The sequence below is a fragment of the Burkholderia pseudomultivorans genome, assembly GCF_001718415.1.
In the GTDB taxonomy this organism is placed as follows: domain Bacteria; phylum Pseudomonadota; class Gammaproteobacteria; order Burkholderiales; family Burkholderiaceae; genus Burkholderia; species Burkholderia pseudomultivorans_A.
Map to the genome: position 1 here is coordinate 46,695 of NZ_CP013379.1, position 26,211 is coordinate 72,905.

A 26,211-nucleotide genomic window follows, 5' to 3' on the forward strand; every position below is an offset into this window, starting at 1 on the left:
CATTTCGGTACAGTAGAATTTCAAAGCATGGGAGAAGCCGCTCCCTGTCAATCTCGAAATGACTATGCCAACCGACCGATCCTTGCCGCGACATGCTGGTCTGAGGTCCCTCAGCGGGCCGTAGAGAATCGACCTCGCATGGCCCCGTGCTACGCGACACGGTCAGACGGAAAGCGCCGTCGTCGTCGCGCCGCTTGCCCGCGGCTTGTCAATTCTTTCCGCCTTTACGCCAGACAAAAGCGCGCTCGGGAATCAGGAAATAGCCGACGTGACCGGGAATCCCGCGCCTACCGTGCTGCGCCTGCTGCGTTCGTTGGTGGCGCTCGGCTACTTGCATCGGGACGAGAAAAGCAAACTGTATTCGTTGGCGTTGGCGTCGCTGGCACTGGGCTATGCAGCCATCGCGGATCCCGAAATGCTGCGGATCGCCAGCGTCGAAATGCGCGTGTTCGCCGAAGCGACGGATACGTACGTCCTGCTTGGCACACGCGACCGGCTCAACGTGGTTCTGCTGGAAGCGCACGTCAATCGTCGTGCGTTGCTGGAGTTATGGCTCTCGCCCGGCATGCACGTTCCGATCGCCTATTCGATGATGGGATGGGCCCTGCTGGCGGCGCTTCCTGAGGACGAGCGGCATTATCTACTGACCCAGGTCGAACTCCACGCCGGCGATGCCTGGCCGGCCATCATTCGCCGCCGAATGTGTGAAAAGATCGTGCAGGTACACGAATTCGGTTTCTGCATGCTGGATGGCGAGTGGGAGCCGGAGCTAACGTGTGTTGCAGCCCCCGTCACGCCGCCGGGTCACCCGCCTCTCGTGCAGTGCTGCGACGGACGCACGGCGCGCGTTGCACAGGCCAGTGTCGAGCGCGAACTCGGATCGAGGCTTGTCGCGTGTGCGCATGTCCTGCAGGAGCGACTGCCGACACGTCGCTGATCACCCGCTCGCCTATCCCAGATACCACCATGGCCAACGATACGGAAATCACGATGACGCTCGAACGCGGGTTACAGGTGCTCAGCGTATTCCATGCCGAACGCATACCGCTAACAAACGGCGAACTGCTGCGGCGAACCGAACTGCCGCGATCGGTCGTGTCTCGCCTGACCTACCCTTATCCAGCTCGGGTTCATCCGCCGCGTGGCAAGCAGCTCCCGGTTCGAACTGGCTGCGGGCATATTCGGTATCGGTAACTCCTACCTGGCAACCAATCCCGTCACGCGACTGGCCGAACCAGTGATGCAGCACCTCTCCGACCATCTCGGTGTCCCGGTTGCACTCGCCGTGCCACATCGTCTCGACATGCTGTGCGTGGCCCATTGTTACGACGCGCGCAACTAGACACTTCAGCTGGGTGTCGGGTCGTTGCTGCCCATGGGCACGACGGCGATCGGGAAAGCCTGGCTCTGGGGCCTGCCGGAAAACGCTCGCTACGATTACATCACACGATTGCTGAATGCCGCCGGTGATCAAACACCGGCGCTCGAGGCCGGCTTCGATGCCGCTTTCAACGAGCTCGATTCGATCGGCGTCTGCACATCGATCGGCGAATGTCAAAAAGACGTGTACGGGATCGTGTTGCCGATCCGGGTAGGTTGCGTCGACATACCGATGGCACTGAGCTGCGGCGCAGTAGATCCCAAGCTGGACGCCAGCGCTATCAGGCATCACATAGTGCCCGTGATCAAGCTAACGGCAATCGACCTAGGCACTGTCCTTCGCGACATTCGGTACACGCCATGAACGTTCAGACGAATGCGAAACCGTACGGTCTTGCACCACCGATTGATCGTCCACTCCTGGCTTCAAGGTGAGCCGCCCGAGCGCCCTTCCTCGTAGTCGACCTTGACAAATTCGCCGCCCGCAACTTGACCTGGCCGACCACCTCCGCGTGTGTCGTTTGCGCGCACGATTGCGCCCGCGGCGCGGCGGTCATCTTCGCTGACGTGCGCACCGGCACTGCTTTGTACTGCCACCGAGAATCCCAGCGTGAGCGGTTTCCCGACCACGCCAGGAACGGTCGCTGCGCGCCGCTCGTCAATGGTCGCTTCCAGAGGAACTCATTTCGTTACTATCATAGGAAAGATAGGATTACCAAGCTGTCAATCGTGCCAACATCGACCACTTAAGCATACCGCCTAGCACGTCGTGCCAGAATAAAAAATCGGCACCGAGATTGGCCGACCAGGCCTTCCTCTTGCCCGTCCCCGCAAGAACAACTGTCCTTAAAATAGTCGACCTTCCAGCATCCTAGTTTATGGATCGTGCCGCTATGTGCCCCTCGCGAATTGCGGGTTGAATATCACGAGCCGACAGTGCGTCACCGACCAAGTGGAGTTGGCCCACTCGCCCTCGCAATGCTGCCCAGATTTCGTTTTGCGACTCCCGGTAGCCCACGATCACCACAGTGTCGGCCGGGACGCTTTCCGTCTGGCTTCCGAAAAGCGGTCTGATTTCGACACTTCCCTTCTCGATGGAAACTAGGGCCGATTGCGTGGCGATGCGCAACCGGCCCGCGTTGTACATTCGGCGCAACGCGGCTTGCGTGCGCCCAGTGGTCTCGACGGCCGGAGCGAACATCAGGTGGCGCGTCACATAGGTCACCTCAGCCCCGCGATTGATCAGCGCTTCGCAGCAACCGATAGCTTCGTAGTGCCCGACGTCGTCGAAGACCAGCGCCGTGCGACCCACGTTCTGCGGCGGGGCCATCGCGAGATCCAGTGACGTGAGCACCGTCGCGTCCCGCGAAATCCGCAACTCGGCAGCCGGGTCGGCGGTCTGCCGGAACTCGCGAACGTCCGCCGGCTGCGAACCCGTCGCCACGATCACGGCATCCGGCTGCTCCGCCAGCACGTCGTCCGCATCCATATACGTCGACAGCCGCACGTCTGCACCTAGGCGGTAGATCTCGTTCTCCAGCCAGATCGCGATATCTCCGATCGGATGGAGTTTTGGCAAGTGTTTGGCGCAGTTGAGCAGACCGCCCAGATCGGACATCGCCTCGACCAATGTCACCCGGTGCCCGGCAAGCAGCGCTGTGCGAGTGGCTTCCATGCCCGCCACCCCGCCGCCTACCACCAGCACCTTGCGTGGAGTCCCGGCTTTCACGATCGTCTCGTCCGACAGCGTCCGCTCGTACCCTACTGCAGGGTTCACCGCACACCCCATCCGGCCGGCGAACGCGCCGCCCAGGCACCCCTGGTTGCAGCCGATACACGGGCGCACCTCGGTACCGCGCCCCTCACGACTCTTCACCACCAACATTGGATCGGCAATCATGCCGCGTACAATGTTGACCATGTCCGCCTGCCCCGACTTCAACGCCTGCTCGGCGTCGTCCAGCGTTGCATAACGACCCACGATGATGCGCGGAACCGTTACCCCCCGCGAAATGCGCTCAGCATGAGGCAACTGATAGCCCACCGGCGCGTCCATGCCCGCATAGCGGTCCACGTGAAAGTAGTAGTCACCGTGCGTGATGTTCACGAAATCGATCAGGCCCTCGGCCTGCGCCCGCAACGCAATGGCGTTGACGTCTTCATCCGCGAGAATGCGCGGGTCGGAGCTTCCACCGATGCGCACGCCGAGCGCGAAATCCGGCGACGTGGCCGCGCGAATCGCGTGCAGAGTCTCGAGGAACGCTCGAATGCGGTTGTCAAAGCTGCCGCCGTATGCATCGGTACGCTGGTTCAGCACCGGCGAGAAGAATTGAGAGAACAGGTAGCCCGCTCCGGCCAGCACTTCTACACCGTCCAGGCCCGCGACCTGCATGCGGGCGGCCGCCTTGGCGTACGCATCGATCACTTCTTCGATCTGGTCGGTAGTCATCGGAATAGGCGGAGCGACCGAGTAGCGCCCCGTCAGCGCCGACACTGCCCATGGCAAGCCGCCGTCCGCGGCCGGATCGGTATAACCGCCGTGCCAAAGCTGCGTAAACAACTTCATGCCCGTCGGGGCGATCGCATCGACCAGTTTTCGCATCGGCACGATCGATCCATCGTCGCTCGCAGTCAGTGAAAACGTCGATGACGAATGAACCGATGTGCTTTCGATGATCGACAACCCCGCGCCGCCTTTTGCGCGCGCCAGGTGATACGCAATCAGGTCGTCGTTGACGTATCGGTCGGCCAGGCGCGTCGCATGCGCAGTGCGCACGATACGGTTCGGAATCTCAACGGCACCGATCCGAAGCGGTGAGAAAACATGTTTGTACATAATCAGGCTATCGAGCGTTTGGACGTGATGCCACCGTCGACTGTGACGATGGTGCCGCTGGTGTAACCTGAGCGGGGTGACGCCAGATAAACGAAAAGATCGGCGATTTCCTCGACCGTCGCAGCACGCCCCAGCGGGTAACCTGCGATCAGTTCGTCCGAGCGCCCTTCGTCACCGAGCAGGCGCGCCGCGTGGTTTTTCAGAACCTTGGCGATTCGCTCGGTAGCGACAGGCCCCGGATTAACGCCTAACACACGGATACCATCGTCCAGGCTACGGCCGCCCAGCGCGCACGTAAACGCCATCAATGCGGCATTGCCGGTCGAACCAGCGATGTAGTTGAAGTCGAAGTTCTGGCCGCCATTGCCGATGTTGTTGAGAATCACACCGCCGCCGCGCACCTTCATCCCTGTGTAAATCGCACGCGTGAGGTTGATGTAGCCGAAGACCTTCAGTTCCCAGCCATTGCGCCACGCATCTTCATCGACATCCCACAGCGTGCCGCCCGGAATCGCACCGGCGTTGTTCACCAGGACATCGATTGCGCCCGCGAACGCGACGATCTTCTCGATCGCGCCAGGCGCCGTCATGTCCAGCGCGAGCACTTCCACGCGCGCGTCATGCATGGCGCGCAGGTCAGCCGCCAGCTTTTCCAGTTTGTCTGCAGAGCGAGCAGTCAATACGAGGTGGCAACCCTCTGCGGCGAACGCCTTCGCGAGACCCTCGCCGATGCCCTGTGATGCACCGGTGACCAGCACTCTCCGGTTTACAAGTTTCATGTCCATTGTGAGTTTCGTACCATCCCTATCCGAAATTTGTCATTCCAGTTGCGATCCCGACCGCAACTAACCGCTGAGATGCCTTCGCACAGCCTAATCGAACATTGAACGCCAGATACCACGCGCGGATCGATGCACCAAGGCGACTGTTCCGTACTTTGACATTAAAACCATGGCAATCTTGTGCTCGGTACGTTTATCCTCTGCCTCGCATCAGGCCGCCGTTGTCGACGTTGACCGACTGACAGGCAGTGCTTCTCCAAAATTCAGACATCATGAACAGTACCGTACGCTATCTATTTATGCTCCGATCTCGGAAGCGGCAGTTGTTGCGACAGCAATCTTGTGCGCCATCAGCAATGATGGTTTCCTTGGGCTCTTGTGGGTATCGGCAACGATATATCGAACCTCGATCACGGGTAAAAACGGCAGCTTCGCGGCTTTGTACGCGGCCTGACACAGCTAAATCATCGTATCGACCAGCTTTGGATCGGCCGCCACACGCGTTCGATCTCGCAATCGTCGGCGTCCGATGTATTCAATCTCGCTAGAGCGTAGATGCTTCTGCCACCACCGCGGCTTTGCAGTCTGCATGGAGATCTCGTCGATATTTTGTGATCTATTCAAGTGACCAGGCCATGTCATCCCATTTCGGAACGGATGCGCCGTAAAGTAGTGCTCGATTGTCTCCGGATTTCTTGTACTCCTTCAACTTATGGTCGAGCGCGCGAACAGCATCGTCAATTGAGCAAAGAACTCTTTCCCGTACTTTGAAAACCGGCACCGGGATGATCTTTCCCGTCGGGCGACGCAACTCCTCCGAACTTAAAAATGCGGCCATATATAGGCCATCTCCAAGGGGGCGCGCACCAGCAGGCAACGCTTTGTCAGCTTGCTGCGGCGTCTCGCGCTCGTCTATCAGGTGCCCGCACGCGCCCGGAGAGCGTCATCCTGGCGCAAATTCATTCACACGCATGCAACCTTGCCCTTCGACACTCCCAGTTCATTTCTCATCGTCGCAAAACGAGGCACATGTTCGGCACGCCTTCAACTTGTCTCGCAATGCACGGCGACAGCCCGGAAAAGCAGGTTCAGAGACAAAAGCAAACCGATTCACCCAGAAGCCTGACGTCCGCACGGAACTGTCGCAACCGATATCCTCGCCGCGACAGAATATAGGACGCAACCATCCGTGCAGCCGCGGCAGGGGCAATCCGCCAGCTGGGACATTAATGCTGCCTGCTCAATGATTCTGTACTTACGGGAGGGTGGTTCGCGAAAGCCAGGCGCGAAATTCCACAGGTTTGTTCCGTCGTACGGAACAACTACGCGTCGTGCATTGACGCACTCATGGTTGGCGCACAGGGTGGTGCATCGAACACTACGAAGGAGATGTCATATCTGAAGAAAACAGGAGGCGTCTGGGTATGCGTCGTACTCAAGGCTCCCGTTCGATCCCCCGTCGAATGGGGTCTTGCACATCACGCTCAACCGTCCCGAGCGGCTCAATGCGCTCGATGGGCGCGGACACGATGAACTTACTCGCGTATGTTAAGACCATCAACTTCAACATTGCGGATTGAGGGGCCAGCCGCAACGTCACATTCGGCCCGGGAAAATAAAATATGGAATCATTTGATTACGTCATAGTGGGGGCAGGCAGCGCAGGTTGCGTCTTGGCACTGCGGTTGGCTGAGGCAGGCTACAGCGTGTGCGTCCTCGAAGCCGGCCCCGCGGATCGCAACATCATGATCCACGTGCCCGCGGGTTTCATCTACGCCGTGTCGAATCCGAATCTGACATGGGGTTTCCATAGCGCCCCGGTGCCGGGCATCAACGGCCGATCCGTGCCATTGGTGCAGGGCAAGGTACTCGGCGGATCCAGTTCGATCAACGGCATGGTCTACAACCGCTGCCAACCGCAAGACTATGACGCGTGGGCCGAGCTGGGAAATCCCGGCTGGGGCTTCAAGGATGTTTTGCCCTACTTCCGTCGATCCGAGCGTCGCCTTGGAGCAGGAGACAATGACTTTCGTGGAAGAAGCGGACCGGTAACCGTCTCGAATCCCGACTATCCCAATCCGCTCTCTGCCCGCTTCATTGCAGCCGCCGAAGCGCAAGGAATTCCGTTTACGGACGACTACAATGGCGCGTCCCAAGACGGTGTCGGCGACTTCCAGTTCACAATCGACCCTAGCCGTGGTCCAGGCCGACGTATCAGCACCGCGGTGGCGTTCCTCAATCAAGCAAAGCGCACCAAGCGTGTGACGATTCGTACCGGTTGTCTTGCAGAAGAGATCCTGTTCAAAGGACGAACGGCCGAAGGCGTACGTTACCTTCGTGGCCGTGGGCACAATCAACGTACATCGGTCATGGCCCGACGTGAAGTTATCGTCTCTGCCGGTGCAATCAACACACCGCGTCTGCTCCAGATTTCCGGTATCGGTGACGGTGTACATCTGCAGGAGATCGGCCGTGAGGTACTGATCCATTCGCCAGGCGTCGGCGCCAACCTGACAGATCACTACCAAGTCCGACTATCCGCGCATCTCCAGGGCACACGCACATTGAACGAACGCGCATCTGGCCTACCGCTACTATCCGAGATATTCAAGTGGTTGATCGGCCGTCCGAGCCTGCTGTCATTGGGGCCAGTGCCATTGCGCTTGTTCTGCCGCACCGATCCGAGAATGGCCGTGCCAGACCTGCAGATGTCGTTTACCCCTGGAAGCTTCAAACAAGGCGAAACCGGAAAACTGGATGCCTATCCAGGCATGACTATCGGCGGATACCAGCAAAGGCCCGAGAGCCGCGGCTATGTTCGCGCCATCTCGACCTGCATACACGACCCGCCGGAAATCCAGCCGAACTACTTGGCGACGGATACCGACCGCGCTGCCATCATCCATGTCATCCGGCTCGCAAGACAACTAATGCGCTCACCCGCCTTCAAGCCACTTTTTGTCGACGAAAGCTTCCCGGGCGGCTCGGTGGGCAACTCGGACGATGAAATTCTCGACTTTGCACGTAGGTCCGGAGGAACAGCATTCCATCACATGGGTACGGCTCGCATGGGTCCCGTGAGTGACCCCATGTCAGTGGTAGATGCTCGCCTGCGGCTGCGCGGTGCAAACCATCTGCGAGTTGCGGATTGCTCAATCATGCCGACCGCTATGTCAGGCAACACCAATGCCCCGGCGATCATGATTGGTGAAAAAGCCGCTGACATGATCATCGAGGATGCGCGTTATACCTGAGTGCGGTGGAAAACGAAAAAAGCAAATCCAGCTTTGACGCGTTCGCATATCCGCAGCTCAAATTATTGGCCACGCTGAAGCGAGTCGGCATCGACCGTCATGCACCCAACGACGAGTTGTGCATGCACCACCATTTCGATCATGCGGGCTGGAAAACATACAAGCAGAACAGCCGGTGGCTACCCACGGTCCCAAACGCGAAATGACCTTTTGGTAAAGAGGAGTACCCGGCCGGGAAAGCGCCCTCGCATTGGTAGTGAGACGGATTGAACGGCTTTCGCGTACCCACTATGCTGTCGGATGAACTGCCGCGCCGACGATGCCGTTTGGAGACCCCACACATTAATTTCAAAGCACGGAATTAGTGTGTGTTAACCCTTGATGTTGACCAGCGACGCCGGAATAATCGATAACGTAGTGGCTCCTTGTGGAATGAGCTGCGGGAGCTGTAATCACGTGGCTTGTGTTGCGCGGATCTTCTTCGTCGTCGCTTGGCGAGAATGCCTTGGACGATCAACAGTCGATGGCACTTTGCAGCCACTGATTTTCAACCACGCCTACTCTCGCCGAAGCCATGGCGGTCGCGATAACCGGCCTCAAGTCGCTTTGCCCAACGCGCGCCCTGTTTCTGCATGGAGTTGACCCTGTAATCCCGGACACGGCATCACACTAAGGTTGCTGAATCCATCGAGCGCCGGAACTCGCGAGGCGAGCGGTATTTCAGCGCGCTATGGGGATGCTTCTCGTTGTAATGCTCGAACGCGATGGCCAAGTTGCGTGCGGCAGTCGCTGCGTCCGGCTTCGGCATGAAGGCGACGTAGTCGCGTTTCATCGTCTTCACGAAGCTCTCTGCCATCCCATTACTTTGTGGGCTGCACACCGGTGTGGTCAATGGCTTCAGGCCGATGGCCACTGCGAACCGGCGCGTGTCGTCGGCCGTGTAGCCCGAACCGTTGTCGCTCAGCCACTCGATTTCGGACGGGGTATGCAGTTCGTTGCCAAACCGATTTTCCACTGCAGCCAGCATCACGTCGCGCACGATGTCGCCGCTGTGACCTGCTGTCGTGGCTGCCCAGCTCATCGCCTCTCGGTCGCAGCAATCCAGCGCAAACGTCACCCGCAGCGGCTCGCCGTTGTCGCAGCGGAACTCGAAGCCGTCCGAGCACCATCGCTGATTGCTGCGCGCGACGGCCACCTTGCCATCGTGCCGACGTTGCGGCCGAGGCGGGGCTGGACGCCGTTGCATCAGCAGACCGTGAGTGCGCATGATGCGATAGATGCGCTTCGCATTGAACGGCACCTGTCCGGCAGCAATGCGTTCATTGCGCAGCGAGCCCCACACCCGGCGATAGCCATAGCTGGGCAAATCGCCGACGACTCGGCGGATTTCCTCGACCACGCTCGCATCGTCCGTCTGCCGCGATTGACGGCCATCGCGCCACGTCGCCGGACGCGACAGTCGTGCCGATACGTTCGAGCGCGACACGCCGAGAACTTCACAAACCAGTTTCACTGGTCGTCCTCCGGCAGCGAGGGCGAGTGCGCTATCCATTTTTTTGCCCGGCCGTACTCGACTGCTTCGCGGAGAATCTCGTTCTCCATGGTCTTCTTGCCGAGCATCCGTTGCAGCTCGCGAATCTGCTTGAGCGCGTCGGCCAGCTCTGAGGCCGGAACCACTTCCTCGCCAGCCTTGACCGCTGACAGGCTCCCATCCTGGTACAGCTTGCGCCAGTGGAACAGCTGGTTCGGGTTCACGCCGTGCTGCCGCGCGACCATCGAAACCGACTTCCCTGGTTCGAAACTCTCGCGAACCATCGCCAGCTTTTGCTCCGCCGTCCAGCGCCGCCGGCGCTCCGGGCCCGTCAACACTTCCATCACTTCCTGCCTGGTGTTAGTCAAAAACACAGTCTTATGCCTACCCGTTATTGTAAGTGGGTGACTGTGTCCGGCGTTTCAGGGGGCTGCTCCAGAGCCTTTCCAGGACTAAGGACATCCAACCGGAAGAATGCACGGGAGTCAAGGGCACCCCATCAAACCGACGTGATCGATTTGCCACGCGAGCCGCTTTCGCCGCGGCCCGGATACACCACCACGCTCTAGGGGCTGCGCTGCGTCCCGCAGCTTGCCCCGGCGCTTGCCACCCCATGTCCACCTGAGCCGCTACGCGCCTCAGATAGCGCGCTCGCCGCGCGCGGCGTTCCGCCTCATCGACATGCCGCTGCTCCCGACGTCCCTGTCCCCTGAGCTCGTCGTCCTATTTCCGCGACCGTAGCGCCGGCCTTTGCCGCGTCAAGGCGCGCGGGGCCGTGTCGTGCGCTGCGCTCCCTCCCGCCCCACCCCGCGCGTGATTCCTTGACCCGGCGCCGGCCGGCGCTCGTCCGTTCGCGGGACGACGAACTAAGGGGACCGGCGGCAGCTGCGAAGCGCAGCACGCCGACTCGACAGAACCCAATACGTCGGGACTCTGAATCTTGGGTCCCGGTCAGCTAACACCGCGTTACGCGGTACGTCATAGAGGAAAGAGCATGTACAAGCTGGTTATCGAGTGTGGGCCTGCGCCGGCCGACGAACAGTGTGTTCAGCTGGGAAATGAGAACTATAAAGAGCGCAGCCGCGCGGAATGCCGCGCCTACATCAAAGTGATCACACGGGCTCTGGGCGAACCGCCTGAGGGGGCACGCTTCATCGTCCGGCGATGTACGCATGGTTTCGGCGAATACTTCGAGGTCGCCGTAAAGGTCGAAAGTGAGGAAGGATCGCCCGAATGCGAGACGGCCGTTCGTTATGCATTCCGCTGCGAAGCGGAGGCTCCGACTCGGTGGGACGACGAGGCGCGTCGTGAACTAGCCGCTGCGGGCTTTCCGGTGTCGGCTACCGAAGAACGCGACGAGCTGGCGAAGGCAGGCACCGTGCGGCAAAAGATCAACGCCGCGCTCTGGAAGGACCTCGATGAATTGATCATGCAGTGCGATGCAGATTCACCCGTTGGCGAGTCCTGCGTCCGCATGCTCAACCTATTCGAGCGGATCCTCGCGTGCGAAGAACTCGAGCCGGATCTTCGGGAAAGCTTTGCGCGAGAAGCCGTACGCCAGTGCAACGTCTGGTACTTCGGTTGAGCGCGATGCAAACGATCGAAATGTTCCCGCTGGCGGAAGTGCGCCCGAGCCTCGATCAGCGCGTCGGACTCGCGCTCCGGGCTCTGTTGGCGCTCTTCGCCGCGAATCGAATGGTGATCTGCCAATTCAGCGCGGGCAAGGATAGCGGGGTCGTGACGAGTCTCGGGCTCGAGGCTGCTCGCCAATATGCGGTCGCCGGCGGGCGGCCGCTTGTCTGCGTCATCACGGCCGACACCTTGGTCGAATCGCCGGAGATGGTCGAGCATGCACAGCGCGAGCTCGACAAGATGGTGACGTTTGGTCAGGAGCACAGTTTCGAAGTTCGCATCCTGGTTGTCGCGCCGTCGCTCGCGACGTCGTGGCAGCTCGCAGTGCTGACCGGCCGTGCCTTGCCCAGCTATGCCGGCACGAACTCGGATTGCTCGGTGTCGTTAAAAATTGAGCCGAGCCGAGTCGGTCGCAACCAGCTGTATCGCGAGGCACGAAAGGCCGGCTATGCAGAGCCAGTCGTCCTGCTCGGCACGCGCTTCGACGAAAGCGAGCGGCGCAAAGCGAAGATGACCGCGCGGGGCGATCGCGCGGATACGCCGGTCCGCAATAGCGACGGCGAGCTGACGCTCTGCCCGATCGCCGACTGGTCGACCGAGGACGTCTGGGAGTTTATCGGCGAAGTTTCGTCCGGGCTGCGGCGCAGCTACACGGATTTCGAAGAAACGAAGCGGATCTACGCGCATGCTGGTAACAGCAGCTGCGCGATCGTGTCGGACCTCACGTTCGAGGAGGCGTCCGCCGGCAAGCGCGTGCGCCGCGGACATTGCGATGCACGCACCGGCTGCTGGACCTGCCAACAAGCCGATGATCGGTCGCTCGCGGAGATGATCCGCTTCGACGAAGATCGGTATGCCTATGCGCGTGGCCTGCAGCAGCTGAATCGCTTCATCCGCGCGATCCGCTACGACTGGTCACGTCGCAACTGGGTGGGTCGCACGATTCGGGAAGGGTACATCTGCCTCGAGCCCGATACGTTCGGAGCCGCGACCGTGCGCGAGCTAGTCCGGTACATGCTGACAATCGATCGAGACGAGAGAATCCGTGCGAAGCGCGCCGGAACGCACCCGAAGTTCCAGACGTTGCCGCTGCCGATGATGATCGCCGTTGACGCGATGCAGTCCCTGCAGGGGCTCGCGGCGCCCTTCGCGATCTGGGCAGATTACCGCGACATCTGTGAGCGTGGCGTGAGCTACTCGGTGCCGGAAATCGCGCCGGCCGCGCCGGCACCGTTGCCCGAGCCGCTGTTCCTGAAGGTTGGTACCGAATGGGACGATACGGCGGATCAATGGACAGGGTTTCGAGATCCGCTGTTCGAGGCATTGACCGAGCGCTCGCCCTGCGCGCCGACAGTCATGGATCTCGGCAACGGCAAGAGCACATGGGAGGTTCGAACTGGCGCACGCTTCGACGTCGATGTCGAGTCGGCCGAGATGATCCTGGAGTTCGAGGCTGATCGGCTGGCCGAAATGCACGATCGCGGCTTTCATCCCGGCGGAATCACGGCCGGTTATCGGTGGTATCTGAGTTACGGGGCGCTGACGCTCTCCCACAAGCAGCAGCTGAAGCACGATGAGGTGGCGCGACGCACCGACTTCAAGGACCGGCTCGGCCTAAATCTCGGGCACGACGTCGCGCAGCTTGTCCAGCAAGGGGTGCGTTTTGGTGACCTGCCTGACAACGCGAGGTATGCCTGGGCGCACAAGGCAACGACGGCCGGCGCGCAGACCACCTTCGAGTTTGCCCTCGATGCATGATGGAGGCCCGGGCTACGTGGCTGGTTGGCGGAGGGACCGGTCGCCCTGGCGCTGGCCGAAGCCGCCAAGCCCTGGCGTGCGCGGCATCGACGCGGCCGGGAGAAATCGAACGGCTGTCGGGGGCCGGATTTTCGCTGAAGGTTCTGCGTCGAAGCATAAATAAAGATGGGACCGCATGTTCGCGGTCCCATCTTTACAGGAGACGACAATGATCCATCCAGTGATCTACATCGACCACGACAACGCGGAGTTCTTCAGCAACGAACACGCGCTCCTGGTCTGGTGGACGCCACGGCGCATGTGCGTGGTGCTGCGGTAAGTGAAGGGGCTAAAGCCCCTGTTCTTACGGTCCCGAGCAACCGGATCGTGCCGGGCCGCGACGGCTCGCGCATCAAACCGACATGATCGATTTGCCACGCGAGCCGCTCTTTCCGCGGCCCGGATACACCACCACGCTCTAGGAGCTGCGCTGCGTCCCGCAGCTTGCCCCGGCGCTTGCCACCCCATGTCCACCTGAGTCGCTACGCGCCTCAGATAGCGCGCTCGCCGCGCGCGGCGTTCCGCCTCATCGACATGCCGCTGCTCCCGACGTCCCTGTCCCCTGAGCTCGTCGTCCTATTTCCGCGACCGTAGCGCCGGCCTTTGCCGCGTCAAGGCGCGCGGGGCCGTGTCGTGCGCTGCGCTCCCTCCCGCCCCACCCCGCGCGTGATTCCTTGACCCGGCGCCGGCCGGCGCTCGTCCGTTCGCGGGACGACGAACTAAGGGGACCGGCGGCAGCTGCGAAGCGCAGCACGCCGACTCGACAGAACCCAATACGTCGGGACTCCGAATCTTGGGTCCCGGTCAGCAAAAACCAACCAGGAGCATGTATGCAACACCTCACGGCAACCTATTCCCCCGACGATAATAAGCTGCGTCTGTACAGCACCGCGCGCCTCGACGAGGCGCTGTATCGACGTGTTCACGATGCGGGCTTCCGGTTCGCGCCGAAACAGGATCTGTTCGTCGCGCCGAGCTGGACGCCCGCCCGCGAGGATCTTCTCCTCGAGCTGTGCGGCGAGATCGATGACGAGGACACGTCGCTCGTCGAACGCGCGGAAGAGCGTGCAGACCGGTTCGACGGATATAGCGAACGGCGTGCGGCCGACGCGAAAGCCGCACATGCCGTGTTCACCTCGATCACCGAACGTATCCCGTTAGGTCAGCCGATCCTGGTCGGTCACCACAGCGAAGCCCGCGCACGACGCGATGTCGAGCGTATCGATAACGCCATGCGCAAAGCGGTCTCGATGTGGGACACGCACGAATATTGGGAGCGTCGCGCGGCCGGTGCACTCCGGCACGCGAAATACAAGGAGCGTGCGGACGTCCGCCATCGTCGGATCAAGCGCATCGAGGCCGATCGCCGAAAATGCGTGCGCAGTCTCGAGCTCCTGAAGGCTGCAGCCGACGCGCTGCGATCGCCAACGCTGACCGTGGAGCATGCCCTCACGGTGGCTTCGGCGTCGGGTCTGCACGGTCTTTGGAGCGCACTGAACGCGTGTCCCGATAGCTTCCGCGCGACCTGTGACCAGTATCTCGAACGGGAAGGCCGCAATCGTGCACATTGGGAACGCTGGATCGCGCATTACGATTGCCGCCTGAACTACGAGCGCGCAATGCTCGCGGAGCAAGGCGGCATCAAGGCCGATGCGTTCGACATCGTGCCAGGTGGCCAAGTGCTCGTCCGCGGCGAGTGGCTGGTCGTGAAACGCGTGAATCGTTCAGCTGGTGCGATCTGCAGCGTCACGACACAGGCGCGCTTTGTACCGGTCCGCGGTATCGAGGAAATCGAAGACTACCGCGCGCCGTCTGTCGAGGTGGCGGCCAAGGTCAAGGCTGCAAGCAAGCTGCCGCCCCTTTGCAACTACCCTGGTACAGGCTTTCGCGAGATGACCAAGGCCGAATGGGACGCCACCCATCGCGACTATAAGGGGTCGCGCGAGCTCGGCGCCGGCGCCGTTCGACCGGGCGGGTATCGGCCGGACATCGAGGGCGCGGCAGACGTCTCCAGCTCGGCCGGCCGGCACCGCGTGCGTTCGGTGGTCCACCGCGGTGTACTGGTGGCGGTCTACCTGACAGACGTTAAGCGGGTCGACCCACCGGCAATCCCGCCCTCTGGAAGCGAAGTTGAGTTTGCCGCACCGGATCTCACGGCAGCCCAACCCTCCTGACGGCGTGATATCGGCGCCCCGGCCATGCCGGGGCTTTTCCTTGGGCATCGGCGATGACCACAGCCGGTGGCACATTCGCTCCCACGCGCGTGCCGCGCACTCCAGATCGGCCGGCCCATAAACCGCGGGCCGCCCTCATGACCAACTGCACACTGAACCGCCCTCTTGAGGTCTCGGCCAGTGGATCTAACCCGGCCGGAAAGAGGTAAAGCGCCCCGGGTTCTAAAAGGATGTCGCTACCCGTCGCAAACGATCGCCGCGCTGGTTTCGCCGGCCAGAGCGGGCCCGCACACTATGGCGCGCGCCCACTCCTTCAAGGGCTTTCGCGGCATAAACGGTGCCCTCCTACGGACTGCCTCCCCGTTATTCCACGGTCCCTTGACCGGCAACCCCTGCGCGGCGCTCGCAAGCGCCGGGTAGCGACATTTCGGAGCCGCATACGGCAACGCGCTATCCGCCCCCCAACTGTGGAGCGCATACATGAGCTTTCTCTATAACGGCGATTGCCTGGAAGTGTTGCCGTCCATTCCGGACGGCGTGGTCGACTTCGTCCTGACCGATCCGCCCTATCTCGTCAACTATCAGGATCGCACCGGGCGCTCGATCGCGAACGATGTCAAATCCGACTGGCTGGCGCCGGCATTCGCGGAGGTGTACCGCGTCATGAAGTCGAACACGCTTTGCGTGAGCTTCTACGGCTGGACGAAGACGGACCTCTTTTTCGACGCGTGGAAGCGCGCCGGCCTGCGGGTCGTCGGCCACATCGTTTTCGCGAAGTCCTACGCGTCGAAATCGCGCTTCGTCGCGTACCGCCACGAATCCGCGTACGTGCTCGCGAAGGGCCAGCCGGCTGTGCCGGCTACGCCGCTGCCCGACGTGATGCGCTGGGAGTATTCCGGGAATCGGCACCATCCCACGCAAAAACCGGTTCCGTGCCTCAAGCGCCTCATTGAAAGCTACACGGCCCCTGGCGACGTCGTTCTTGATCCATTCGCTGGGTCGGGCTCGACATGCGTTGCCGCGCGCGAGGTCGATCGCTACTACATCGGCATCGAGCTTGACCCGACCTATTACGCCGCAGCTTGTGAACGGCTCGAAATCGACCGATTCCGCGTCGCAGCCTGACGACGATTTGCGGCGCCTGGCGCCGCCCTACACCATCACGAACGGATCACATCATGGAACACTACATTATCGCTGCGCTGCTCGACGAGATTACCCACAAGATCCTCGGTACTGACGCTAGCGCCGATCCCGAAAGCGGCCTCTTGGCTGCAGACCACGTTGTCACGATCGACAAGAAGCGCCTGGTCGAAGCGCTTCAGGAGGCGGTCGACCTCGGACGCTGGCCGATTGCTTCAAGCAAGGTTGCCGAAATCATCGCCAACGAACGGCTCAGTGCGGACGTTTCGGAACGAGACGACACTCCCACGGTTGCGGTGGTCTCGGTGATGAACGTTATCGCCGCGGTGACAGACGCGTACAACGCCGGCCGTGCCCTTCAATCGGAGAAATGAGGTAGCGACGTGAAGGGTCCGCGATACTACTCCGCGGGCCCTTCTTCCCAGATATTGCCCAGTCCGGCCCGGGCGCACAGGAGCGCCCAGGCCGAATAGGGAATTGAGTGCTCGCCGCTGAGCCAGCGTCCCACGCTACGACCGGTCTCTTCGATACCGAGGAAAATGCTGGCGTTTCGCCGCGTGAATCCACAACGATCGAGTACCTGGCGGATTTCACTAGCCGTCGGTTCCATCCACAGTCGCGCCGGTTGCAAACATTCGGGCCGCACAGTGGCCCGCAGATCTTGCGTCATTTTTCAGTCCATCCCATATCCAGCCCCCACGGCTTCGCCGCGGGGGAAACACGCGGCCTTACGGCCGCTTGACTACCCCTTGTCGAACATCGACGGCCGAACCGGATCGTCCCACCGCGTTGCGGCGGGCCGGCGCTCTCCCTTGCGCCCGCCTACGCGGGCGCGGGGGACCCGTGCGCCTCGATCCGGGCGCGCAGCGCGCGCGACACCTGGTCGAGCGACAAAACCCTGGCTTGCAGGAGGGAGGGTTTCCCCTCGCCCATGGCAAGCACAGGGTCGATCGCGGGTTGCCCCGCCGCACTTGTCGCGCAGGTTTGGTCAGGCAACGAGCACAGCCATTGCCTCGCGAGCCTTCGCCGTCATCTCGTGATCGCTAATCGTATCGCGACCTTCGTACACCATCAGCCCGTACGGCTCGGCTAGGGCACGCGCCGGAGCACACAGCGCCGCATCGTCGCCCGATTCGAGCCGGTTCCGCCAGATGTTGATCGCGGTCTCTATTTCGCCAATCGAATAGATCATTGTGCCTTAGCCCGGCGTTTCCGCCGGGCCGCCTCATTTTGTTAGAACGGAATTTCTGCCGAAATCATCTCGTCGCGGGCCACCTCCCCACCGCCAAGAATCGCCCGAGCCTCATCATGGAGGCACGCGAAGCCATGCAGGGCGGTAAACAGTTCCGACTCCCCCATTTCCTCCAGCGCGGCAAGCGTGACCAACACGCCAAACGCATCGGCGCTCATTCGATGACCGCCGACTTCGATTTGCTCGTCATTCAGCAGCAGCGGAGCGACATAGAAGCCCTTGGACTCCAGACCATAAAAGCGCCAACCAGACGTCGTGTAGGCCGGAAAAAGGATTTTCGCCCAACGCACGACAGCCAATTGCGCACATGCCGCGCGACGCTTCAGAAAATGCGGGAAGAAGGCCGCGCGCTGATGATCGGGCCACTCGTAACGCTTCACTTCCAGTTCAACTTGATTCACGGTTTTTCTCCGGTTATCGCCCACGGCGGAATCGCTAGGGCATGTTTGTATTATAGGACGTTTCGTCCTTATCAATCAATAATTTTATATACCCGATTAAATTCTAGGGGAATTGTTTTAATTGCACCGATATAGGACGATTCGTCCTATAATACACCTATGCCTCGGCGGTGTGCTGAAGGCGATAACCGGAGAAAAACCGTGAACCATGTAGCAGATGCAATCCTCGCCAACCCCGTCCCGTACACCCTCGGGAAGATCAACTATCTACCGCTCGGCCAGTTGTGCGTCTCGCCCCACAACGTGCGGAAAAAGCCCGCCAAGATCGTTCCGGCCCTTGCGGCCGACATCAGGGTGAACGGCGTGTTGCAAAACCTCGTCGGCCATCCGATCGGTGAAGATGAGCAGCGGAACGGCCTGCGGCCGTTCGGAATCTGTGCGGGCCAGGGCCGCTTGGGTGGGTTGGAAATCCTGAAAGCCGAGGGCGAGTGGTCGGACACGGATCTTGTGCCCGTGCTGATCGTCTCCGCCGGCGAAGCATTGGCAATCTCGCTTGCGGAGAACGTGCAGCGCGAGGGGATGCACATCGCCGACCAGTGCGTGGCCTTCCGCGCACTCGTCGCGGAAGGCCGATCCGTTGCGGACATTGCTGCACGGTTTTCTGTGTCAGACGCGGCTGTCCGTCGCGCATTAAAGCTGGCGAACATTTCTCCGAAGCTGCTTGAAGTGTTTCGTGATGACGGGATGGATTACGAGCAGGCGTGCGCGCTCGCACTGTCCGACGACACCGAACAGCAAGAGCGGATTTGGTTCGAGTCGATTCAGGAATGGCAGCGCAGTCCGCGCGAGATCCGGGCAGTGATCACCAAAGCCGAAGTGAACGCGGCCACTAATGCGCTTGCACGATTCATCGGCCTCGACGCCTACGAGGCAGCAGGCGGGCACGTGCGGCGCGACCTGTTCACCGGCGACGGAAACGGCGGATATGTAGCAGACCTCGAACTGCTAAACCGCCTAGCTGTGGAAAAACTGACGGCGGCCGCCGAGGAAGTGCGCGGCGAAGGTTGGGCGTGGGTGGATGCAGCAGTGCGCCGCGAGGCGCTCTCGGCGATGCGTGTTCGGCAGCTGGACCCCGAACGCCGCGAACTGACGAAGAAGGAGAAAGCGGAGCATCGCAAGCTCGAACAGGCGCTCGATAGTGCGGAAGCTGCCCTCGATGCACACTACGACGCGGAAGATTCGGACGCTGACGGCGACGCACTCCACGAAGCCGTCGGCGACGCGCAAGCAGCGCTGGACGCGTTCGAGGAACGTTGCGAGGTATGGACCGACGAACAAAAGGCCGTTGCGGGCGCGCAGGTCTGGGTCAATGCAAATGGCGAACTTGAAATCAGGCGCGGCGTTGTCAAGCCGCAAGAAGCCGCCACCGCTGTTGCTGGTGGTCAGCACGCCGAGCAGGCCGAGCGGGCGACGAAGGCCCGGCCGGTCCACAGCGAAACGCTTTGCGTTCGGCTGACCGCTCATCGCACTGCTGCCGTGCAGGCGGAGCTTGCGAAGCGCCCTGACGTGGCGATGGCCTACCTTTTGTACACGATGATTCCGGACGTGTTCGAGGAACAGTTTGATGACCATTGGCGCGAATACCACGCGCTCGGAGCAACGTTCCGTCCGAGTCTGGACCAACTGTCCCGCGTCGCGGATGACATGGCCGACAGTGCGGCGTGGCGGATCATCGACACCGAGCGCGCGAAATGGGCGGCCATGATGCCGAACGAACTGCGCCACTTGCTGCCTTGGCTGCTGGAAGCGGGAGACGACGTTCTGTCGGGCCTGTTTGCCTTCTGCGTTGCGGCGATGGTCAACGGCATCGCGCGGGAGAACAAACCCCACGCTGTGAACACGCTGGCCGACGTGCTCGACGTGGACATGGTGCGCTACTGGAAGCCGACTCAGGCGAGTTACCTCAATCACGTATCGAAGCAGCGCATCGTTGATGTGATGGCGCAGGCAATTTCGCCGTCGGCCGCAGTACCCCTGGGTTCGATGAAGAAGGGGGACGCCGCCGCAGCGGCCGAACTACAACTGGTCGAATCGGGATGGCTTCCGGATGTACTGATGAATCGGGAATCGACTTTCCCGATCGAATACCCCACGCGCGAGGTTGAGGCAGTAGACGCAACGGACCGTCATTAACCAGACAGCGGCCCGATATACCGGGCCACCGAAGGAGCAAAGCAGGCCGACGCGGCTTAGGCCGCGTCGGCCTTTTTCTCGTCCGCCTCGCTTGGCTTGTCCTGCCCCGCCCCACGCAAAACCCAACCCGCGCGCAATGCCGGGTCGGCGTTGAGGCGGTCAAGCGCTTCGCGCAGCACACCAGCCAGCAAGTCCCGTTCCAGCGGAAAACCCACCGCTTCCACCACCGCGCCCAACTCCGCGTGCGCCTTTGCACGGGCCTTCTCTTGCTCAACTCGGCGCGCACGCAGAAGCTTTTCTGTTTCTGCCTTTGCCTCGTCTGCCTTCATGTTGATGCGTTCCATTCGCATCAACTGGTCGAACACCCGCGCGTCAGACTTGTCGAGTTCTGGGCGCTCCGCCAATTCAACGAGCAGCCTCTGTGCTTCTGTCGGAGTATTTAGCGCCTTGATGAACTGCAACCGAACCGCCAACCATTCGGGACGTGACATAGGTTCTACCTCACCCTAGAAAATCGGAATCGACTACGCAGCAGCGCCCTTTATAGTTCGAAGTGCTGCCGCCCTGAGTCCAGCCCTCCCAAGTGGAGGACTGGACCTGATGCAGCGCCGTCGAGATCACCCGCCCCCCGCCGACGCCGACGCCGCGCCATCGAACCGCTCCGTGCCACGATCCGAAAACCCCTAAAAAGCGGAAGTCTCCAGGGAGCTCGCAAAAACCCGGGTCTATAGAGCAGTACAACGCGCGCTTACGCGTTTCTATGCTAGCATAGAAACACCCCAAAAACAGCGCTCAACCCGGTTCCCGTGTCGACCTATCACCTCAGCGTCAAACCTGGCAAAGCTGCCAAGGCAGGCGAGCACGCCAAGTACATCGCGCGCGAGGATCACTACGCCTATATTTCGCGTGGCGGACGATACGAGGAGCGCGGCGATCTGAAGATGTCCGAGAGCGGAAACATGCCGGCTTGGGCCGAGCACGATCCGAGTCTCTTCTGGCAGGCGGCTGATCAGTACGAGCGGATCAACGGTCGTCCGTATCGAGAGATCGAAGTTTCCATTCCGCGCGAACTGAGCGACGAGCAACGAGTTGAGTTGATTCGAGAGTTTGTCCAGAACACACTCGGCGAGCGTCACGCCTATTCTTGGGCAATTCACAATCCCGCAGCCAGCGATGGTCTCGAGCAGCCCCACGCCCACATCATGTTTACTGAGCGGGTGAACGACGGAATTTCCCGAGATCCCGAGCAGTTCTTTCGACGCTGGAATCGCGAGAGTCCTGAGAAAGGTGGGGCTGGCAAGGACCGATATCTGAGCAGCAGGCAGTTTGTGGTCGACGTCCGCGAGGAATGGGCGGTTACCGCGAATCACTTCATGGCTCGACACGGCATTGAGGCACGTATCGACCATCGGAGTTACAAGACGCTCGGTATCGAACTTGAGCCGTCGCTAAAGGTGGGTGTCGCCCGCTACGCCGGCGAGCGCGGCGTAATGGAGAGCGTGCTCGCCGAGAATCGTGCGCGCGCTCAACGCAACGGCCAACGTCTTCTCATCAATCCATCGATCGGCGTGCACGCATTGACGGCAACCAAGTCGATTTTCTCGCGCCGCGACGTTGAGCAATTCGTCTTCCGGAACACCGACGGAGAAGAGCAATTCCGTCAGGTTTATGCCCGGATGATGAATTCGAAAGAGTTGATTGCGTTGAGCGTTCCCGGCAAAGAAGGAGACTGGTTTACTTCGGGCGAGCTTCGAGAGCTCGAGGATCGTCTCGTTGATCGCGCCGAACGCCTTTCCAATGTCCCGATGCAATCCGGGAGCATTGCGCGTCACGACGATCTGCGGATCTCGCGAAATTTCAACGCCGGCCAGGACGCGGCGTTTTCGCTTCTCGTATCAGATCGGCAGTTTGCCGTCGTCAACGGCGCGGCCGGAACGGGGAAGAGCTACGTCCTCAAGGCCGCACGAGAAGCGCTGGAATCTGACGGCTTCCGCGTCCTTGGCGCGGCTCTCCAAGGGAAAACCGCCGACGACATGGAGCGCGATGCTGGCATTCAAAGTCGGACGCTGCACAGCCTGCTCGGCTCTCTGGATCGCGGGAGCTTAAAACTCGACGAGCGAACGGTTGTCTTCGTCGATGAGGCCGGGATGGTCGGTTCTCGGCAAATGGAAAAGCTGCTCGGTCATATTGAAAGAGGCAATGCGCGCATTCGAATGGTCGGTGACGCATATCAGCTGCACGCAGTCGATGCCGGCGACGCGTTCCGCGCCGTCAGCAAGAAAGCCGAATCTGTCGGTGCACTGTCGAGCCTGACCGAGATCAAGCGCCAGAAGGAAGAGTGGCAACGGCAAGCATCGGAGGCGCTGTCTCGGCATGAAATCCCGGCCGCAGTGTCTGCGTATGCGGAACGTGGATCGGTCCAACTGTTCGAATCGCTCGCTGCTGCACGCGACATGCTCGTCGCACAATTTATGGCCGACCGGGACGCCCACCGAGGCGAATCGCAGATCTTGTTGACGCACACGAATGCTCAACGTGATGGGCTCAACGCCGCGATCCGTTCGACCCTACGCATGCGCGGCGAACTCGGCGGCGATCACGCGGTTCAGTTGGTCGAGCGCGTCGACGGCAGCGAACAGACCGACAACCAGCACTCGCGTACCATGATGCTTGCGGCAGGCGAGCGGATTATGTTCCTCCGCAACGACTACGATATCGACGTAAAGAACGGCTCGCTGGGAACCATCGAACGGATCGAAGCTCGAGAGCAAAAGTCGCAACCGGGGTCGATTCTGCACGTGCGCCTCGATGATGGTCGCAGCATTGCCATCGACTCCGCGACGTATGGCGAGATCGACTACGGGTACGCGCTAACGATCCACAAGAGCCAGGGCATGACCGTCGATCGTGCGTATGTCCTGGCAACCAAGAGTCTGCATGCGGAACTCGCCTACGTTGCAATGACGCGGCACAAGACTTCGCTGATTCTCGCGTCCGGTAAAGATGAGTTCGCCGATGCCACTGCACTGAGTCGCGCGTTGTCACGCGTGGATGAAAAGTCGTTCAGCGCCTACCACGGCGTTCGACCCGAGACCGAGCTCGGCGCGGAGCGAGGCTACCGACATACTATTGCCCTTCGACGGACCGCAGCGGCCACATCGGCTCCGGTTCGCCGACATCCGGTGACGCTCGATCGCGCGGTGGACCAGTACGTCGACGCGCTGGTTAAGCGCCAGCGCGCTCACGCAGAGAATCGCCCGCTGCAGGCGAAGGAACGCGCTCAATTGAAGCGATCCGGTGCTGCTCTCGAGCACGTTGATCCGGCTATCCGCGGCCGTCTCGCCTACCTCGCAAGCCGGGACGATCGCGCCTGGAGGGCTTTGGTCGCATTGAGCGGGCAAGCTCGAGCGAAAGCGATTGTCGAGAACATGCGGCATTCGAGTGGCGGCCGCGCAGAGATAAATCGCGAGCAATTCACCAAGAAGCCATTCGCCGGCATGACCGCCGCCGAACGGGCTGCGGCCCGCGCGGAATATATGCAACGGCAACGGAAGGCGGCCGGTTTGGATGAGAGCGAGCGAGATCAGTCCAATGAAAATCGGCGGGGTGGACGAGGCGTGCTCGATTAAAAGGCTGGATTTGCCAGGGCCGCCTTCACATTCAATTTCCGGTTTCGTTCTCCCGCATTGAGTTTGAAACAATACCTAAGAGTTCCAAACTTGCGAGAATGCATACCGCGCTGATAACGCGGCCTCTCGACGCTCCCGAGCGCACTATTCGCCCGCGAATACCACGCCCGGCAGGGCCGCATCGCTCTACGCAAGAAAACAGTGGCCCGCTTCGACGTCGGCCAGGTCGAACGCAATACAGCGCGTCGCAGTGTGCGCTCTTCGCCGGCACCGACCATGTCGCCGCCAGCCGAGAACGGCGGCGGCCGCCCCCGCCTCGAGCTTGCGCTGCGTCGTGCACAAGGTGGCCAAGTCAGGCCACACCTGTCCGGCCATTGCAGTTGTGTGCCTGCGTCACGGCCCACGAGCAACACCTCGAAACGGGCCAGCGAGTTCAGCACGCACCATCCCACCGGCTACAACGTGTTCAGCCTCTGCCGGCAGTCCGCCGCGCCGTACGGTCCGACCGACCTTGGGACCGACGAGATCGAGCCGCAACGGCCTCGATAAGTGCACTACTGGCCCGCCCATCCTCGGGTTTCCCCCTCTTCTGTAGACTCATTGGCGCTCGAGCTCAGTTTGCGTAGTAGGCGTTGGCGCGCACACGCGCGCGTTGAGAGAGCGACCGGCGTGCCGGGCGCTCTCGATTTACGCGTACGTGGTGGTGCGTCAGCCGGAGGCTGACGCAGCGCCCGTGCTCGCCGATGTCATTGGCTGGCGCACCACCATTTCGGCAAGCGGCGGAGCCGCGTGATACCTTGCGGCGAAGCCGCGAGGCTGGATTTCACTCTTCTTGTTAGAGATGGGATCTGATTAAGACCCGACAATTAAGGACCAGGCGTCCCGACATTTAAGGGAATTTATCCACACCGCTGCAGGGCACAACGCGAATCTGATACCCCAAACCCCGAAATTCGACCTGTAAGCGACGCGCGCTCACGCCCAAAGCGGTCCGAAAATCTGTGCGCGCCCGTGCACCACCCTCGCGGCGGACACGATCAGCTAGAGATGGGAGGAATAGGAACAGCGACCGCTATGTGCGGCACGGAAGGGCTAGTTCGCGACGCGCCTGCTCGTAGCACGCCTCGCGATCCAGGTCGGGTTGGCGCGCCTTGATCTGCCCGGCCCGAAGCATGATCATCCGCTCGAAGTCTGCATCCGGGACTGCAATTCGCTCTTGCGGCGAGCGTTTGCCGCCGCCCGTCGAGGCGGCGATAGCGCACAGCTGGGTCATCTCGCGCGCGGCACGACGATCGCGCTTGCGTGCGGCAGCCGATCGACGCTGCGCACGCAGATGTGCTCGGACACGCTCATGACGAAGCCACGCGCCCATGCCAAACGCTTCGAACAGCGACGGCGGAAGGTACTTAATCGCCGCGAGGCCCTTATAGCGCTCGCCTTGATCCGTCTCTCGCCGCTCGCACTGCCGGCGCACCTTGGCCAGGCCGGCCGTCTGCAGATCACGTAGCGCCCGCTCCGCGCGCCGAATCTGCAGCCCCGCCTGAGCGGCAAAGAAGGGAAGCGTCAAGTCGACCCACCCCTGCGTCCCTGGCGCACCGACCCGCAGAGAGGCGAGATCGCAGTATTTGATCAATGCACGGAGAAGCTGGACGCACGCGACGCGTCGCTCACTGCGTTGCTGGCGACGGCTGCCGTTAGCGGCGTTCAGGGACGGCAACCATTTTGCGGGAGCGGCAATATAGCGCTGCAGCCGGGCATTCAGCGTCCGCAGTATCCGCGGTGAATTCGCTTTTAGCGGCTCTGCCAGATCCGTCGGCCATGCGCGCTCCCGACGAGCGGCGGCTTCCGTCCGAGTCGTTTCGTCAGCGCGTGCGGCGGCCGCCGGCTCAATGGCCGATTGCTTCACCTGGAACACGTCCGGGAGTCCGAGGGGAGACGTCACTGCGCGATTCCGTTATTGGGCGCAGTGTTCCAGTCCCGCTTTGCGGGTGCTTGAGAGATGTAATGTGCGTGGCCGTCGGAAACGACAAAGCGGCCGCGCATAAAGGGGCATCGCCCCGCTGCGTGCGGTTCGAGTCATCTATGCACTCTTTAAATTGAAGGAGCGGCTACAGACGACGCTTGACACGCTTTGGAGATTCGATAGAATCGGGCCATCCATTCGACCGGTTGGCTCTCTCTCTCGCAGTAGCATGTTGGGCGCCACC

The 26,211-nt window shown here is 61.3% G+C and carries 19 protein-coding genes and 1 pseudogene; 11 read left to right on the forward strand and 9 right to left on the reverse strand.

Going from position 1 to position 26,211, the window contains the following annotated elements:
* Positions 1-205 precede the first annotated feature (205 nt).
* The 3 genes from WS57_RS34950 (at position 206) to WS57_RS38330 (ending at position 1,744) form a co-directional block, all read left to right on the forward strand.
* The gene (locus tag WS57_RS34950; protein WP_230945551.1) at positions 206-937 is read left to right on the forward strand and encodes an IclR family transcriptional regulator; all 732 of its coding nucleotides are present in this window, start codon (positions 206-208) and stop codon (positions 935-937) included.
* 29 nt (positions 938-966) lie between these two features.
* On the forward strand, positions 967-1,194 hold the full coding sequence (locus WS57_RS38325; protein ID WP_330769561.1) for a helix-turn-helix domain-containing protein: 228 nt from the start codon (positions 967-969) through the stop codon (positions 1,192-1,194).
* A gap of 181 nt (positions 1,195-1,375) precedes the next feature.
* Entirely contained in the window at positions 1,376-1,744 is a 369-nt protein-coding gene (locus WS57_RS38330) for a hypothetical protein (RefSeq protein WP_330769245.1), read from the forward strand.
* Between the two features lie 71 nt (positions 1,745-1,815).
* On the opposite strand, the pseudogene WS57_RS38335 reads toward WS57_RS38330, so the two are convergent.
* The 4 genes and pseudogenes from WS57_RS38335 to WS57_RS37480 form a co-directional block, all read right to left on the reverse strand.
* Positions 1,816-2,055: pseudogene (locus tag WS57_RS38335) on the reverse strand (hypothetical protein); the annotation flags it as partial.
* A gap of 196 nt (positions 2,056-2,251) precedes the next feature.
* Positions 2,252-4,216, reverse strand: coding sequence for an FAD-dependent oxidoreductase (locus WS57_RS34960; protein WP_230945550.1), 1,965 nt, complete (start codon positions 4,214-4,216; stop codon positions 2,252-2,254).
* 2 nt (positions 4,217-4,218) lie between these two features.
* The gene (locus WS57_RS34965) at positions 4,219-5,001 is read right to left on the reverse strand and encodes an SDR family oxidoreductase (protein ID WP_059516434.1); all 783 of its coding nucleotides are present in this window, start codon (positions 4,999-5,001) and stop codon (positions 4,219-4,221) included.
* Between the two features lie 613 nt (positions 5,002-5,614).
* Positions 5,615-5,836 (reverse strand): hypothetical protein, encoded by a 222-nt coding sequence (locus WS57_RS37480; RefSeq protein WP_155741185.1) that lies wholly within the window; start codon positions 5,834-5,836, stop codon positions 5,615-5,617.
* A gap of 784 nt (positions 5,837-6,620) precedes the next feature.
* On the opposite strand from WS57_RS37480, the gene WS57_RS34970 reads away from it, so the two are divergent.
* Positions 6,621-8,252, forward strand: a complete 1,632-nt coding sequence (locus WS57_RS34970) for a GMC family oxidoreductase (RefSeq protein ID WP_059603903.1) — start codon at positions 6,621-6,623, stop codon at positions 8,250-8,252.
* 664 nt (positions 8,253-8,916) lie between these two features.
* On the opposite strand, the gene WS57_RS34975 is transcribed toward WS57_RS34970, so the two are convergent.
* Positions 8,917-10,127, reverse strand: a protein-coding gene (locus tag WS57_RS34975; RefSeq protein WP_155774291.1) for an IS3 family transposase whose coding sequence is annotated in 2 segments (ribosomal slippage) — positions 8,917-9,812 and positions 9,812-10,127 — 1,212 coding nt in all. Because the reading frame shifts where the segments join, the coding sequence is not laid out codon by codon here.
* A gap of 650 nt (positions 10,128-10,777) precedes the next feature.
* Here WS57_RS34975 and WS57_RS37885 point away from each other — a divergent pair.
* The 5 genes from WS57_RS37885 (at position 10,778) to WS57_RS35005 (ending at position 16,903) form a co-directional block, all read left to right on the forward strand.
* Positions 10,778-11,368, forward strand: a complete 591-nt coding sequence (locus WS57_RS37885; RefSeq protein ID WP_063888056.1) for a hypothetical protein — start codon at positions 10,778-10,780, stop codon at positions 11,366-11,368.
* Between the two features lie 5 nt (positions 11,369-11,373).
* The gene (locus tag WS57_RS34990) at positions 11,374-13,173 is read left to right on the forward strand and encodes a phosphoadenosine phosphosulfate reductase family protein (protein WP_059516582.1); all 1,800 of its coding nucleotides are present in this window, start codon (positions 11,374-11,376) and stop codon (positions 13,171-13,173) included.
* 869 nt (positions 13,174-14,042) lie between these two features.
* A complete protein-coding gene (locus tag WS57_RS34995; protein WP_059516580.1) occupies positions 14,043-15,386 on the forward strand; it encodes a DUF3560 domain-containing protein in 1,344 nt (447 codons plus the stop codon).
* Between the two features lie 480 nt (positions 15,387-15,866).
* Positions 15,867-16,511, forward strand: coding sequence for a DNA methyltransferase (locus WS57_RS35000; RefSeq protein ID WP_059516578.1), 645 nt, complete (start codon positions 15,867-15,869; stop codon positions 16,509-16,511).
* 53 nt (positions 16,512-16,564) lie between these two features.
* A complete protein-coding gene (locus tag WS57_RS35005; protein ID WP_059516576.1) occupies positions 16,565-16,903 on the forward strand; it encodes a hypothetical protein in 339 nt (112 codons plus the stop codon).
* Positions 16,904-17,517: 614 nt separating this feature from the next.
* On the opposite strand, the gene WS57_RS35010 is transcribed toward WS57_RS35005, so the two are convergent.
* The gene (locus tag WS57_RS35010; RefSeq protein ID WP_059516574.1) at positions 17,518-17,721 is read right to left on the reverse strand and encodes a DUF3717 domain-containing protein; all 204 of its coding nucleotides are present in this window, start codon (positions 17,719-17,721) and stop codon (positions 17,518-17,520) included.
* Between the two features lie 41 nt (positions 17,722-17,762).
* Positions 17,763-18,182 (reverse strand): antirestriction protein, encoded by a 420-nt coding sequence (locus WS57_RS35015; protein WP_167361755.1) that lies wholly within the window; start codon positions 18,180-18,182, stop codon positions 17,763-17,765.
* A gap of 201 nt (positions 18,183-18,383) precedes the next feature.
* Here WS57_RS35015 and WS57_RS35020 point away from each other — a divergent pair, with 201 nt between their 5' ends.
* Positions 18,384-20,375: a ParB/RepB/Spo0J family partition protein gene (locus tag WS57_RS35020; protein WP_059516570.1), complete on the forward strand. Its 1,992-nt coding sequence runs from the start codon at positions 18,384-18,386 to the stop codon at positions 20,373-20,375.
* Positions 20,376-20,431: 56 nt separating this feature from the next.
* On the opposite strand, the gene WS57_RS35025 is transcribed toward WS57_RS35020, so the two are convergent.
* Positions 20,432-20,866 (reverse strand): hypothetical protein, encoded by a 435-nt coding sequence (locus tag WS57_RS35025; RefSeq protein ID WP_059603929.1) that lies wholly within the window; start codon positions 20,864-20,866, stop codon positions 20,432-20,434.
* A gap of 315 nt (positions 20,867-21,181) precedes the next feature.
* Here WS57_RS35025 and WS57_RS35030 point away from each other — a divergent pair, with 315 nt between their 5' ends.
* A complete protein-coding gene (locus WS57_RS35030) occupies positions 21,182-24,004 on the forward strand; it encodes an AAA family ATPase (RefSeq protein ID WP_059516566.1) in 2,823 nt (940 codons plus the stop codon).
* 1,072 nt (positions 24,005-25,076) lie between these two features.
* Here the strand turns inward: WS57_RS35030 and WS57_RS35035 are convergent.
* Positions 25,077-25,919, reverse strand: a complete 843-nt coding sequence (locus WS57_RS35035) for a Crp/Fnr family transcriptional regulator (RefSeq protein WP_230945558.1) — start codon at positions 25,917-25,919, stop codon at positions 25,077-25,079.
* Between the last annotated feature and the right edge of the window lie 292 nt (positions 25,920-26,211).

Excerpts from the sequence above, each read along its gene's own strand:
- WS57_RS38325 (WP_330769561.1), top strand. The coding sequence starts at position 967 with ATGGCCAACGATACGGAAATCACGATGACGCTCGAACGCGGGTTACAG.
- WS57_RS38330 (WP_330769245.1), top strand. The coding sequence starts at position 1,376 with ATGGGCACGACGGCGATCGGGAAAGCCTGGCTCTGGGGCCTGCCGGAA.
- WS57_RS34960 (WP_230945550.1), bottom strand. The coding sequence starts at position 4,216 with ATGTACAAACATGTTTTCTCACCGCTTCGGATCGGTGCCGTTGAGATT.
- WS57_RS34965 (WP_059516434.1), bottom strand. The coding sequence starts at position 5,001 with ATGGACATGAAACTTGTAAACCGGAGAGTGCTGGTCACCGGTGCATCA.
- WS57_RS37480 (WP_155741185.1), bottom strand. The coding sequence starts at position 5,836 with ATGGCCGCATTTTTAAGTTCGGAGGAGTTGCGTCGCCCGACGGGAAAG.
- WS57_RS34970 (WP_059603903.1), top strand. The coding sequence starts at position 6,621 with ATGGAATCATTTGATTACGTCATAGTGGGGGCAGGCAGCGCAGGTTGC.
- WS57_RS37885 (WP_063888056.1), top strand. The coding sequence starts at position 10,778 with ATGTACAAGCTGGTTATCGAGTGTGGGCCTGCGCCGGCCGACGAACAG.
- WS57_RS34990 (WP_059516582.1), top strand. The coding sequence starts at position 11,374 with ATGCAAACGATCGAAATGTTCCCGCTGGCGGAAGTGCGCCCGAGCCTC.
- WS57_RS34995 (WP_059516580.1), top strand. The coding sequence starts at position 14,043 with ATGCAACACCTCACGGCAACCTATTCCCCCGACGATAATAAGCTGCGT.
- WS57_RS35000 (WP_059516578.1), top strand. The coding sequence starts at position 15,867 with ATGAGCTTTCTCTATAACGGCGATTGCCTGGAAGTGTTGCCGTCCATT.
- WS57_RS35005 (WP_059516576.1), top strand. The coding sequence starts at position 16,565 with ATGGAACACTACATTATCGCTGCGCTGCTCGACGAGATTACCCACAAG.
- WS57_RS35010 (WP_059516574.1), bottom strand. The coding sequence starts at position 17,721 with ATGATCTATTCGATTGGCGAAATAGAGACCGCGATCAACATCTGGCGG.
- WS57_RS35025 (WP_059603929.1), bottom strand. The coding sequence starts at position 20,866 with ATGTCACGTCCCGAATGGTTGGCGGTTCGGTTGCAGTTCATCAAGGCG.